Here is a 12,230-nt window from a genome sequence, read left to right as displayed (position 1 = left end):
CGCCCTCAGGCCAGTTCGGCGATCACGGGTCGGATGGCGCCGTCGAAGGCGACCACGTCTCGGCGCAGCCCGTCGGTCACGGCGACCGTGAGCGCGCCGATCCACCAGATTCCCCGCTGCGAGAACGGCAGCACCTGCACGTTCAGCTCGAACGAGTGGGCGCGCCGCCCGACCTCGCGCTCGAACTCCGCGATCGCGCTGGCATACGCGCGATAGGCGTCGCCGCCCTTGCTGTTCGTCATCGACCCGACATAGCGATCGTGTGCCGACCGCGCGTAGTCCAGAGCGGATGCCGCGTGCGGCACGATCGCCTCGGTCAACTGCTCGGCACCGGTCGCCGGCAGTGCGACGAGCGTGTCGAAGCCGTCGATCAGCTCGAGCGGCACCTCCGAGCGATGCGCCCGCGGCTCGACCGTCATATCCCAGTACTCGCGCCACTGCCCCTCGAGCGCGGCCGAGGCGTCGGTGGCATCCGGTGCGCGCACGGGCAGGTCACGCAGCGACGGCAGGTCTTCGGGCACGCGCAGGCCGAGCGCCTGACGCAGCGCGAGCGCGACGAGGACGGGAACGCTCGCGTCTTCGCGGATGAGCCACTGCGGCTTGTCGGCCATGGCCCCATCGTAGGCGGCGCGCGGGGCACCGTGACAAGAAGACAGCCGGGGCTTGACGTCGCTCCCGGCACTGTCTAGGCGTTCGACGCGCCCGGGCGCATCCCGGGCGACGCGGCGGCCACGTTAGACCTTCGGAGGGCGCGACGTCAACCCTGCTTGTGACGCGGAAACTCCAGGGTAAACCTTGTGCCACACCGGTCATCGCCGGTGACAGCCGAAGGGAATGAACGATGTCGCAGAGTTATGGAGAAGGAGCGGCGGGCGCGTCGGGCGTCGGCACGTCGGAGTCGTCCGGAACCGTCCAGACCGCAGCGCACGAAGCCTCAGGCGTGGCGAACACGGCCGCCGAACAGGCGGGCGGAGTGCTCGACACGGCGAAGTCGGAGGCCGGAGCGGTCGCCCACGAAGCCAAGAACCAGGTGAAGGACCTTTACCACCAGACCCGCTCCGAGTTGCAGGAGCAAGCGGCCGTGCAGCAGCGCCGCGTGGCCGACGGCCTGAAGTCGGTCGGCGGCGAGCTGAACTCGATGGCCGACAACGCCCAGGGCGGCGTCGCCTCCGACCTGGTGCGCCAGGCCTCGGGCGCCGTGCAGGGCGTCGCCGGATGGATCGGCGACCGCGACCCCGGCTCGCTGCTCAGCGAGGTGAAGTCGTACGCGCGCCGCAAGCCCGGCATGTTCATCGCGGCGGCGGCACTCGCGGGTCTCGTCGCCGGGCGTCTGACCCGTGCACTCTCGGAGGGTGCAGCGGAGTCCGCGTCGGGCTCGTCGTCAGGAACCGGAACAGGAGCTTCGGGAGTGACATCTCCCGGCGCATCCCCCGCCGGATCCTCGCCGTTCGCGTCGACGGGCTCGGCCGCCGGGTCGGCGGACATCAACCCCGCCGTCCCCGCCGCGGCGACGGTGAGCGCCGTCCCGGCGTCCGCCGGAGCCGGCTCCGAGAGCGGACCCATCCCGACCGACGGCACCATCCCCGGCGCCCCGGACGGCATGAGCGGGATCGACGCGGGGACCGCACCGTGGGGAGTCGACGGCGAGAACGACGCACGCGCTGACACCCCGGTCTTCAACGAGACGGATGCCGCACGCGGCTCCCTCGGAGAGGAGCGACCATGACCGATGCCACGCCGTCGGAGCAGAAGGCCGAGACCACATCGCTCGGTGATCTGCTCGGAGAGGTGACCTCCGACCTGTCGACTCTCATGCGGCAGGAGATGGAGCTCGCGAAGGCGGAGCTGAAGCAGTCGGCGACGCGCGCCGGGCGCGGAGCGGGAATGCTCGGCGGCGCGGGCTATGCCGCGCTGATGGCCGTCTTCTTCCTCTCCGTGGCGCTCTGGTGGGCGCTCGGACATCTCACCGGTCTCGGCTGGTCTGCCGTGATCGTCGCCGTCATCTGGGGCGTCATCGCCCTGGTCCTGTTCGTGACAGGGCGCAAGCAACTGAAGAGCATCGAGGGGGCGCCCCGCACGGTCGACACCGTCAAGCGCATCCCCGACGCCGTGAAGAGGAATGAGGAGAACCGATGAGCGATTCACCGGACGCGATCCGCGCGGACATCGAGCGGACTCGGCAGGAGTTCGGCAGGGACGTCGACGCCCTTGCCGACAAGGTCAACCCCACCAAGGCCATGCACCGGCAGACCGCACGGGTAAAGGGCGCGATGCGCTCGGCCGTCGACCGGGTCATGGGAGCGGCGGATGACGCGGGCGGCTCGATCTCGGGCGCCGGGTCGTCGGTGGCATCGTCCGTCGGCGATGCGGGTCGACGGGTCACCGCGAAGGCCGAGGGCAGCCCGCTCGGGGTGGGCCTGCTGGCGTTCGCCGTCGGACTGGTCGTCGCGGCCGTCATCCCGGCATCGAGCAAGGAACGGGAGCTGGCCGCCGAGGTCAAGGAGAAGGCGCAGCCGCTGCTGGACGAGGCCTCCGAGGTCGCCAAGACCATCGGCCAGGACCTGAAGGAACCCGCGCAGGACGCCGCGGCGGCTCTGAAGGACCAGGTCTCGGATGCCGCGACCCATGTGAAGGACGAGGCGACCGACGCCGCACAGACCGTCAAGGGCAGTGCGGAGCAGGCGCGAGACACCGTCACGGAACAGAACTGAGCAGCGCGCGAACGGCGCGGCGGAGCCTCGTGCTCCGTCGCGCCGTTCCCGTGCGGGGAGCGCGGTCGTCGCCGCGGCATCCGGAGATCGAGGGCTGCTGCGGGCGCTAGGCTGGAGGGGTGGCTGCCTCCCCCACCAATCCCTATTCCGAAGCCGGCGTCGATACCGCTGCAGGCGATCTCGCCGTCGAGCTGATGAAGTCTTCCGTGCGCGCGACGCACGGACCTGAAGTGCTCGGCGGTGTCGGCGGATTCGCCGGACTGTTCGACGCCAGCGCGTTGCGCGACTTCCGTCGACCGCTGCTCGCGACCAGCACCGACGGCGTCGGCACGAAGGTCGCCATCGCGCAGGCCATCGACAAGCACGACACGATCGGCCAGGACCTGGTCGGGATGGTCGTCGACGACATCGTCGTGGTGGGCGCGAAGCCCCTCTTCATGACCGACTACATCGCGTGCGGCAAGGTGGTGCCCCAGCGCATCGCCGACATCGTGCGCGGCATCGCCGAGGCCTGCTCCGCCACCGGCACCGCACTCGTCGGCGGCGAGACCGCCGAGCACCCCGGCCTGCTGGGCCCGCGCGACTACGACGTCGCCGGCGCCGCGACCGGCGTGGTCGAGGCCGATGCGATCCTCGGCGCCGACCGCGTGCACGACGGAGACGCGGTCATCGCGATCGGCTCGAGCGGTCTGCACTCCAACGGCTACTCGCTCGTGCGTCACATCGTCACGAACGCCGGCATCGGCTACGGCGACAACGCCGCCGACTTCGGCTCGACGTGGGGCGAGGCCCTGCTCGAGCCCACGCGTCTGTACACGCTGCCGCTGCTGCGTCTGATCGACGCCCTCTCCGGCGGCGTGCACGCACTGAGCCACGTCACCGGCGGCGGCATCGCCGCGAACCTCGCCCGCGTGCTCCCGCAGGGCAGCTGGGCCGAGGTCGATCGCAGCACGTGGTCGCCGAGCCCGGTCTTCCGCGTGCTGAGCGACATGGCGGGCTCGACGCTCGAGTCGGCGGAGGGCACCTGGAATCTCGGCATCGGCTTCCTCGCCGTCATCGCCGACGATACGAAGGATGCGGCGATCGCCGCGCTCCAGGCAGAGGGCATGCCCGCATGGCAGGTCGGCACGGTGCACACGAGTGCCCGCCCGATCGGAGAATTCGAACAGGGCGCCAAGGGCGTCGACGGTGGAGCAGTGCGCCTGGTCGGCGCCTACGCGGACGGAGCGAAGTAAACCCCCATGTGCGGCATCGTCGGAATGGTGGGGTCTGCCCCGGTCAATCAGGACATCTACGACGCACTCCTGCTGCTGCAGCATCGCGGGCAGGATGCGACGGGCATCGCTACCGCCGAGGCGAACGGCGTCATGCACAACGCCAAGGCGCAGGGGATGGTGCGCGAGGCGTTCCGCACCCGTGACATGCGCGCGCTGCTCGGCAACGTCGGCCTCGGTCACGTGCGCTACGCCACCAAGGGCACCGCGTCGAACGAAGAGGAGATGCAGCCGTTCTACGTGAACGCGCCGTACGGCATCATCCTCATCCACAACGGCAACCTCACCAACACGCGTGAGCTCACCGCCGACATGGCCAAGCGCGACCGCCGGCACCTGAACTCCTCCAGCGACACCGAGCTGCTGCTCAACGTGCTCGCCGGCGAACTGCAGAACACCACCTCGACCGTCGACCTCGACGCCGAGCGCGTCTTCGAAGCCGTGGCCCGCACGCACGAGCGCATCGAGGGCGCGTACGCGGTCATCGCCGTGATCGCGGGATACGGTCTGCTCGCCTTCCGCGATCCCTTCGGCATCCGTCCGCTGATCCTCGGTCGCCGCAGCTCGACGATCGCCGGCTCCGAGGGACGCGACGAGTGGGTCGTGGCCAGCGAGTCGCTCGTGCTCGAGAACGGCGACTACGAGGTCGTGCGCGAGGTCGAGCCCGGCGAGGCGATCTTCATCACCACCGAGGGCGAGATGCATTCCCGCCAGTGCGCCTCGACGACGCAGCTCACACCGTGCGCCTTCGAGTACGTGTACCTCGCGCGTCCGGACTCGATCATGAACGGCGTCTCGGTCTACGAGTCCCGCCTGCGCATGGGCGACCGCCTCGCCGACACGATCGCGAAGCACGTGCCGATGGACAAGATCGACGTCGTCATGCCGATCCCCGACTCCTCGCGCCCCGCCGCGATGGAGGTCGCCCGCAAGCTCGGCATCGAGTACCGCGAGGGCTTCTACAAGAACCGCTACGTGGGCCGCACGTTCATCATGCCCGGCCAGGCGGTGCGCAAGAAGAGCGTGCGTCAGAAGCTCAACGCGATGTCGACCGAGTTCCGCGGCAAGAACGTCCTGCTCATCGACGACTCGATCGTGCGCGGCACGACGTCGAAGGAGATCATCCAGATGGCGCGTGACGCCGGCGCGCTCTCAGTGACCTTCGCGTCGGCAGCGCCTCCGGTGCGGCATCCGCACGTGTACGGCATCAACATGCCGTCGCGGCAGGAGCTCATCGCGCACGGACGCACCATTCCCGAGATCGCCGAGGTGCTCGGCTGCGACCACCTCGTGTACCAGGAGGTCGACGACCTGAAGGCTGCGATCACGGAGGGCTCGGCGATGACCGATCTCGACATGAGCTGCTTCGACGGCCGCTACGTCACCGGCACCGTCAGCGACGAATACCTGGCGTGGGTCGAGGGATCGCAGACGTCTTGATGACCGGGCCCGTGAGTTCTCCGATGGGCCGACCGCTGTGGCAGGGGCGTGCCCTCGCCCTGGTGGGGATCGTGCTGGTCGCGTTCTCGCTGCGCTCCGCGGTGGCGTCTCTGTCGCCCGTGATCGACCACGTCGCCCGTGACTTCCCCGTGTCGTCGGTGGTCGTCGGGCTGATCGGCGCCGCGCCGCCGGTGTGCTTCGCGATCTTCGGCCTGTTGACACCGTTGTTCGAGCGCCGCTTCGGGCTCGAGCGGGTCGCGGTCGCCGCGATCATGCTGATGGCCGCCGGCATGCTGCTGCGCGGGCTCTCGATCGATTCGATCAGCCTGCTCGCCACCACGGCACTGGTGTTCGCGGGCGTCGGCTCAGGCAACGTGCTGCTGCCGCCGCTGGTGAAGAAGTACTTCCCCGACCGCATCGGCGTGATGATGACGGTCTACTCGACGACGCTCGCGATCTCGACGTTCCTGCCGCCGCTGGTCGCCGTGCCCCTCGCGGATTCGCTCGGCTGGCGCATCTCGCTGGGTATGTGGGGTGTGTTCGCGACGGTCGCGCTCGTGCCGTGGCTCATGCTGCTGCTGCGCAGTCGATCGGATGCTGCACCTGCCGCCCGGCCTGCCGCCGACGAGGACATCGACCCGACCGACGGCCGGCACGACATGCAAGATGCGGTCGCCGTCGCCACGGGCCCCATCGCCACAGCGCCGGCGAACCCGCGGATCTTCGGTCGACTGTGGCGTCTGCCGCTCGCGTGGGCGCTCGCGCTCGTGTTCGGCACCTCGTCGACCATGGCCTACGTCTCGTTCGCCTGGCTGCCGACGCTGCTCGTCGACATCGGCGGCGTCACGCCGGCGACCGCCGGTCTGCTGCTGTCGCTGTTCGCTCTGATCGGACTGCCCTGCTCGCTGATCGTGCCCATCCTCGTGGTGCGATTCCAGGCCACACGGCCGCTGTTCCTTGTGGCCGTCGCCGGCGGACTGATCGGTCTGGCCGGACTGCTGTTCGCGCCGACCGTGGCGCTGCCGCTGTGGGTGGGCTTCTTCGGCCTGAGCGCGATCATGTTCCCGCTGAGTCTGGTGCTGCTCAGCATCCGGGCCCGGACCCCCGAGAGCGCGGTCGCGCTGAGCGGATTCGTGCAGAGCATCGGCTACGCGGTCGCCGCCGTGTTCCCGCTGCTGATCGGCCTGCTGCACGACACCACGACCGGATGGCAGGTGCCGCTGCTGGTCATCGCGGGGGTGCTGATCGTGTCGATCCCCGCCGGCATCGTCGCCGGTCGGCGCCGCACGATCGAAGACGAGTGGGAGCGCCGCAACGGCCGTTGGTGAGCGAGACGCGCCGCGTCAGTGGAAGCGGATCAGCCCCCCACGGGCTGCGCGGACCAGGATCTGCACCCGGCTGTTGAGACCCCACTTGGTCATGATGCTGCTGATGTGGGTCTTCACGGTGCTCTCGGCGATGTGGATGCTGCCGGCGATCTCCGCATTCGACAGGCCCAGGCCGAGTTGCGTGAGAACCTCGTGCTCGCGGTCGGAGAGGCGTTCCTCCGGCGAGAACTCACTGTTCGACCCGACATCGCCGCCGACCGTCTCCATCAGACGTGCGGTGATGGCGGGGGAGAGCGCCATCGCTCCCACGTGAACGAGGCGCACGGCTTCGACGATCGTCTCCGGCTCGGCGTCCTTCAGCACATAGCCCGCCGCCCCGGCGCGGATCATCGGCAGGATCATCTCGATCGTTCCGAACGTCGTGATCGCCAGCACACGGGTGGCCGGGCAAGTGGCTGCCATCTCGGCGGCCGCCTCGGCGCCGCCCATCCGGGGCATCTGCATGTCGAGGAGGACGACGTCGGGTCGTGTTTCGTTCACGAGGGCGACGCCGGCGATGCCGTCCGGCGCTTCACCGACGACCTCGATGTCATGCGCCTCTTCGAGGAAGACGGTCAACGCTCGACGCACGAGTCGGTCGTCATCGACGATCGCCACTCGGATAAGCCCCACACCTCGAGCCTACCTTCGTCGCGGAGGGCCCTCAGAGGAGCGACGAACGAGGCGACAGGCGGTACGAACGTCGCAGCGGAGGATCCGTCCGTGACGGGATAATCGAGAGCATGAGCAAAGTGCGGCCTGCCCTCGAGCCTTCGAGCGCGTCACGAGGATTCGATGCCGCGGAGCGACTGAACCGTGCGGAGCAGACAGTCCTGGCCATCGCGGTCGGTGGGGCTGTGCTGTCGACCGTGATCGGGAGCTCACTGGAGGGCCGGCTCTTCGCCCCGCTCACCCTTCTCGACCTGGCGCTCACCGCCACATTCGCGGTCTTCCTGTTCTCTCCACCGCTTGCCGTGACGCTGTTCGCTGTGGCGATGGTTCCGGCCTTCCTTTCCGGGTGGGACGGGCCGGCATTCACGGCACTTGCCCTTGCCGCGGGAGTGGTGGTCCGCACGGGTTCCACACGATTGATCTTCGTCTTCGCGGGGCTGCTGCTGCTGAGTGCGGCGAAGATCGTCATTCTGCAACCGTCAGAGCCGGTGGTCATCGGAGTCGGGCTTCTCGTCGCGGTGGTTTCGGGTTTGGCCGGATTCCTGCTGCGTTCGGCGCGAGGGCGAGAGCAACGACTGAACACGGCCGTTCAGGAGCACGCGTCAGCGATGGCCCAGGCCCGCCGGGAAGAGCGGCTCCTCATCGCCGACGAGCTGCACGACGTCATCGCGCATGATCTGACGGTGATCGCGATGCAGGCGCGGGTCATGGAACGTCAGAACGACCCGGCCATGCGCGCGCAGATCCAGCGTGAGATCGGCGACGCGGCGCGGCGCGCACTGCGCGACATCCGTCGGCTCATCGTGCCGGGGGTCGGCGAGACCTCAGCGGAGCGGATCGACGACCTCGAGGTGACGCTGTCGGACATGACGACGACGTTGCGCAACGCCGGGTACTCGCCCGAGGTGACCGCAGAGCTCGACCAGCCGATGCCCCGGCTGGTCGATGCCGCGCTGTCGCGCGTACTGCGCGAGAGCACCACGAACGTCATGAAGCACGGACGGGTGGGCCCCGTGCGCATTCGCGTCGGAGCGGATGAGCAGACGGCGTGGTTGCAGGTCGCGAACGCCCACGGTTCTTCGCGTGGACGCGACCGTCTCCCCTCGGGCGGGTTCGGCTCCACCCGCTTGGCAGAGCGGATGGGCGTACTCGGAGGCGAGTTCAGTCAGCTCGTCGAGGGAGACCAGTGGGTGGTGCGGGCCACTCTCCCGATGACCTGAGCGTGACGGGCGTCAGGCGGACGTCCCATGCGCCCGCACCTCGTCGCCGATCCGGATGACTCCGGCCGACGGTGCGTCATCGGATACGCCGGCGGGCAGGAGCAGGCGACCGAGCGTCGGCTCGCCCTGCGCGAACGCAGCGGTCAGGGTGGTGAGCACCTTGACGTCGCGCACTCCGGTGTCGGGGTTGGCGTGAGTGGCGAGGCAGCGCACGATCGGACCCTCTGTGCGCAGGGTCACGTCGCCGATGCGCACTTCGCCCGCCCAGGCGAGCTCGGCCCAGGCGTCAACACCGTCGATCACGATGTTGGAGCGGAAGCGGCGGTCGTCGATCGGCGTGCCTGCGGCCGCGGCGAGGGCGTCGGCGCTTCCGCGACTGTGCACCGACACGTAGCCGCGCGCCCGGTCCTGGAAGCGCGGAGTCTCGCCGTCGCCCACGAGCACCAGCGGCAGGCGACCGGGGCGGCCGAGCCGCCGCGCCTCGGGGGTCGCGAGCACGAATTCGGTGACGGCATCCGCGACCTGCGCGCGGCCGTCGTCATCGAGGCCCGCGTCGACGAGCACTGCGCCCTCGTGCTCGATCCGCACGCGCCCGGTCGCGTCGTCGTACCGCGTGCGCAGGGCGGCCAGCGCGGGAAAGTCCTGTAGCGAGAGGCCCTTCGCCTTGGGCCAGTGGTCGAGCCCGTCACGATCTTCGGGCGTCGCCGCGTCGGCGAAGCGGAAGGCGAGCACGCGGTCGCCCGCGACACGTCCGTCGGCGCGGACTGTCAGCGAATCGACGGACTCGGGGGTGAAGCCCTTGATCGGGTGGCGATACAGGGAGACGACGTGGGGCATGCCACGATCCTCTCAGGTCCGACGGCGGTCGCAGAAAACCCGCCCGGACATGACGAAACCCCCGTGGGTCGCACGGGGGTGACGAGAGAGACGGCGGTCAGGCCTTCTCTAGTTCGTCCTCGTCTTCGTCGGCATAGTCATCAGCCCACTTGTCGACATAGGCGTCTTCGTCTGTCGGATGCCCCAGTTCGCGCTCGAGCGCGGAATAGTTCACCGACGGACTGTACGCCTTGAGTTCGCGGGCGATCTTTGTGTGCTTCGCCTTCTGACGGCCACGGCCCATGCGCGAGACCCCCTCACGAGTTAAGCTGCGGGCGACAGGAGCCCGAGGCATTCACGACACCGGCGCGCAGCCGGTAAGAGTAGCATTCAGAATAGCACGCGGGTAAGACACCCCGGCTGACGCCGGGCTGGTGACAGGAGCGATCCGATGACCGATCACACGTCCACTCCGTCCGACGAGAGCGCACAGAACGCTGCTTTGCAGAAAGCCGTCATCGTCGGCCTGCAACCGGACCAGCCGCGGCGGGTCATCGATGAGGCGCTGCGCTTCGCCCGACTGCTCGATGTGCCGCTCGTCGTGGCGCACGTCGACGTCACGCGATTCGTGACCTACGAGGACCCGGACGGCTACGTGCACTCCGCTCCCATCGACATCAACTTCGACGCCGGAGCGGCCGAGTTCGAGACCGTGCAGAGCCAGGCGGCCGCGGTGCTCGAGAACGCGGGCATCACGTGGACGGCGCGACAGCTCGTCGGAGACCCGGCGCTCGCGATCAAGCAGCTCGCGAACAAGCTCGACGCGCAGCTGATCGTGGTCGGCACGCGCAAGCGCGGCATCGGCGAGTCGATTCGCGAGTTCTTCACCGGATCCGTGGCCGCGCGACTGACGCATCGACAGCATCGATCGGTGCTGGTCGTGCCGCTCGGCGAGCCCGTGCCCGACTCGCAGAAGGAGATCTGGCCGGAGTAGTTCGGCGGGGCGCCTCGGGGCAGGGACGCGAATGGCCGCGTCCCAGGTGGTGAAGGGGCCATCTGTGACCCCTGCCGCGCTATGCGCATAAGAGAGGGGACGCGAATGGCCGCCATCCCCGAGGGGAGGCGGCCATTCGTGACACCCGGCGCGCGAGTGGATGCTACGGCTGCGCCAGCTTGACCGTGACGCTGCGGGCTGCGGCGTCGAGCGCGTCTTCGAGCTCGGACACGACGGATGCCGGCAGCACGCCGCCCTGCGCGACATGGGTCCGCAGATCCGTGCGCACGCGGGCGCGGAACGCGTTGATGACGGCATCGGCGCGGTGCATCTCTTCGCGGCTGACCGCCTTCGGGTTGTCGGACGCCTCACGCGGTCGGCCCTTCGCGGCCGCGCGCTCGTCGTTCTCGGCGGAGGCGAGGTCGGCCCGCAGGCTCTTCATCGCGTCTTTCACGCTCTGACGCACCTCGTTCGCGATCAGCCGCACGGAGTCCGCGAGGCCCGACTCGATGCCGGCGAGATCGGACTCACGCGAGGCGAGTTCGGTGCGCCCGGCGTCGGTGATCGCGTAGATCGTGGTGCGGCCGTCGACGGTCTTGGTGACCAGGCCCTCTTCTTCGAGCTTCGCGAGCCGCGGGTAGATCGTGCCGGCGCTCGGCGTGTAGGTGCCGCCCGTGCGATCGGTGAGCGACTGGATGATGCCGTACCCGTGCTGCGGCGACTCCGCGAGCAGAGAGAGGAGGTACAGACGCAGGTCGCCGTGAGAGAAGACGGCGGGACTCATGATTCCTCCCATTCGGGGTCGTTCTCGATGGACTCGGGAGCGCGGCGGAGCACGGTGACGCCACCCGAGACCGAGTTGGCGCGCAGGTCGACGAAGCGTCCTGCCAGCTCGCCCTTGGTGCCGGTGTAGTTGCTGGGGCCGGAGGTGTTGCGCTGAACCCCGTCGATCAGCAGGCGGCCGGTGAGCGAGCGGATGACGTAGTTCGCAGCGAGCGACTCGTCGAGGCGCACGGTCGTGCCACCCGAGACGGAGTTGACGTTGATGGTGTTCACGTCGCCCGCGGCATCGACGAGGGTCGCGCCGGAGACGATGTCGATGGTCGCCTTGCGCACCGTTCCCGTGACCGCGACGTCGCCCGAGACGCTGTTGGCGCTGATCGATCCGGTCAGCCCTCGCACCTGCACGTCACCCGAGACCGAGTTGACCGTGAGGTCGCCGATCAGGGTGTCGACGATGAGGTCGCCCGACACGGTGTTGAGGCGGGCGTCGTTGCGGAGGCCGGAGACCAGGGCACCGGCGCTGACCACTCCGAGGTTCAGAGCGATGGCGCGGGGGACAGCGACGCTGACCTCGGCGCGGGGGCCACCGGAGCCGAAGTTGCGGAAGACCTCGAGGAAGTTGTCCCAGCCCAGCTGCGGGTGGTCGATCTCGATCTCGCCGTCGCGGACCTCGACGCGGAGGTCCTTGGTGGTCACGCCGTGCACCTCGATGCGGACGTTGGGTTCGTCGTGCGCGATGACATCGACCTGCCCGCCGACGAGGCCCACCTTGAGCCGGGTCGCGGATTCGATGTCGATGACGCGTTCCTCGCCGGGGGCGATGAGCCACTTCTCGGTCATGTCTGCTTCTCCTGTGTCGACGGTCACGATATATCGTGTTGATCGACGGTAACACGATATATCTCGACCGTGTCAAGCCTTTCGGTCACTGCGGTGTTGACCTTGACGTTACG

At 69.0% G+C, this 12,230-nt stretch carries 14 protein-coding genes; 8 read left to right on the top strand and 6 right to left on the bottom strand.

All coding sequences use genetic code 11. The annotated features are described in order from the left end of the window. Positions 1–5 precede the first annotated feature (5 nt). Positions 6–611 carry a zinc-binding alcohol dehydrogenase gene (locus AC2D10_RS09700; RefSeq protein WP_484707403.1) on the bottom strand — a complete coding sequence of 202 codons (606 nt, stop codon included), beginning with the start codon at positions 609–611 and terminating at the stop codon, positions 6–8. Positions 612–841: 230 nt separating this feature from the next. On the opposite strand from AC2D10_RS09700, the gene AC2D10_RS09695 reads away from it, so the two are divergent. The 6 genes from AC2D10_RS09695 to AC2D10_RS09670 all read left to right on the top strand — a co-directional run bounded on the left by AC2D10_RS09695 (position 842) and on the right by AC2D10_RS09670 (position 6,753). Continuing rightward, positions 842–1,726, top strand: a complete 885-nt coding sequence (locus tag AC2D10_RS09695) for a hypothetical protein (RefSeq protein WP_484707401.1) — start codon at positions 842–844, stop codon at positions 1,724–1,726. Continuing rightward, positions 1,723–2,136, top strand: coding sequence for a phage holin family protein (locus AC2D10_RS09690; RefSeq protein WP_484707399.1), 414 nt, complete (start codon positions 1,723–1,725; stop codon positions 2,134–2,136). Before AC2D10_RS09695 ends, AC2D10_RS09690 begins: the two co-directional genes overlap by 4 nt. Continuing rightward, positions 2,133–2,711 carry a DUF3618 domain-containing protein gene (locus tag AC2D10_RS09685; protein ID WP_484707397.1) on the top strand — a complete coding sequence of 193 codons (579 nt, stop codon included), beginning with the start codon at positions 2,133–2,135 and terminating at the stop codon, positions 2,709–2,711. The genes AC2D10_RS09690 and AC2D10_RS09685 overlap by 4 nt, the downstream gene beginning before the upstream one ends. Positions 2,712–2,830: 119 nt before the next feature. Further along, the gene (gene purM, locus AC2D10_RS09680) at positions 2,831–3,946 is read left to right on the top strand and encodes a phosphoribosylformylglycinamidine cyclo-ligase (RefSeq protein WP_484707396.1); all 1,116 of its coding nucleotides are present in this window, start codon (positions 2,831–2,833) and stop codon (positions 3,944–3,946) included. 6 nt (positions 3,947–3,952) lie between these two features. Next, positions 3,953–5,425: an amidophosphoribosyltransferase gene (purF, locus tag AC2D10_RS09675; protein WP_484707395.1), complete on the top strand. Its 1,473-nt coding sequence runs from the start codon at positions 3,953–3,955 to the stop codon at positions 5,423–5,425. A 23-nt stretch (positions 5,426–5,448) separates the two neighbouring features. After that, positions 5,449–6,753, top strand: coding sequence for an MFS transporter (locus AC2D10_RS09670; protein ID WP_484707394.1), 1,305 nt, complete (start codon positions 5,449–5,451; stop codon positions 6,751–6,753). A 15-nt stretch (positions 6,754–6,768) separates the two neighbouring features. Here the strand turns inward: AC2D10_RS09670 and AC2D10_RS09665 are convergent, their stop codons facing one another. After that, positions 6,769–7,425, bottom strand: a complete 657-nt coding sequence (locus AC2D10_RS09665) for a response regulator (RefSeq protein ID WP_484707393.1) — start codon at positions 7,423–7,425, stop codon at positions 6,769–6,771. A gap of 110 nt (positions 7,426–7,535) precedes the next feature. Between AC2D10_RS09665 and AC2D10_RS09660 the strand changes: the two genes are divergently transcribed. Further along, positions 7,536–8,684: a sensor histidine kinase gene (locus AC2D10_RS09660; protein ID WP_484707391.1), complete on the top strand. Its 1,149-nt coding sequence runs from the start codon at positions 7,536–7,538 to the stop codon at positions 8,682–8,684. 12 nt (positions 8,685–8,696) lie between these two features. Here AC2D10_RS09660 and AC2D10_RS09655 read toward each other — a convergent pair whose 3' ends face one another. Continuing rightward, entirely contained in the window at positions 8,697–9,521 is an 825-nt protein-coding gene (locus AC2D10_RS09655) for an MOSC domain-containing protein (protein ID WP_484707390.1), read from the bottom strand. Positions 9,522–9,618: 97 nt separating this feature from the next. Next, positions 9,619–9,804: a DUF3073 domain-containing protein gene (locus AC2D10_RS09650; protein ID WP_029259537.1), complete on the bottom strand. Its 186-nt coding sequence runs from the start codon at positions 9,802–9,804 to the stop codon at positions 9,619–9,621. A gap of 147 nt (positions 9,805–9,951) precedes the next feature. Between AC2D10_RS09650 and AC2D10_RS09645 the strand changes: the two genes are divergently transcribed. After that, positions 9,952–10,494 carry a universal stress protein gene (locus AC2D10_RS09645; protein WP_484707389.1) on the top strand — a complete coding sequence of 181 codons (543 nt, stop codon included), beginning with the start codon at positions 9,952–9,954 and terminating at the stop codon, positions 10,492–10,494. A gap of 163 nt (positions 10,495–10,657) precedes the next feature. Here the strand turns inward: AC2D10_RS09645 and AC2D10_RS09640 are convergent, their stop codons facing one another. Both AC2D10_RS09640 and AC2D10_RS09635 read right to left on the bottom strand, forming a co-directional pair. Then, complete coding sequence (locus tag AC2D10_RS09640) at positions 10,658–11,278, bottom strand: PadR family transcriptional regulator (RefSeq protein ID WP_484707388.1); 621 nt, start codon at positions 11,276–11,278, stop codon at positions 10,658–10,660. Next, the gene (locus tag AC2D10_RS09635; protein ID WP_484707387.1) at positions 11,275–12,117 is read right to left on the bottom strand and encodes a DUF4097 family beta strand repeat-containing protein; all 843 of its coding nucleotides are present in this window, start codon (positions 12,115–12,117) and stop codon (positions 11,275–11,277) included. The genes AC2D10_RS09640 and AC2D10_RS09635 overlap by 4 nt, the downstream gene beginning before the upstream one ends. Positions 12,118–12,230 lie beyond the last annotated feature (113 nt).

It is taken from the genome of Microbacterium sp. PI-SA-G (assembly GCF_057215335.1).
Note: the sequence above shows the minus strand (reverse complement) of the source record. Positions and strands in the feature narration are given on the sequence as shown.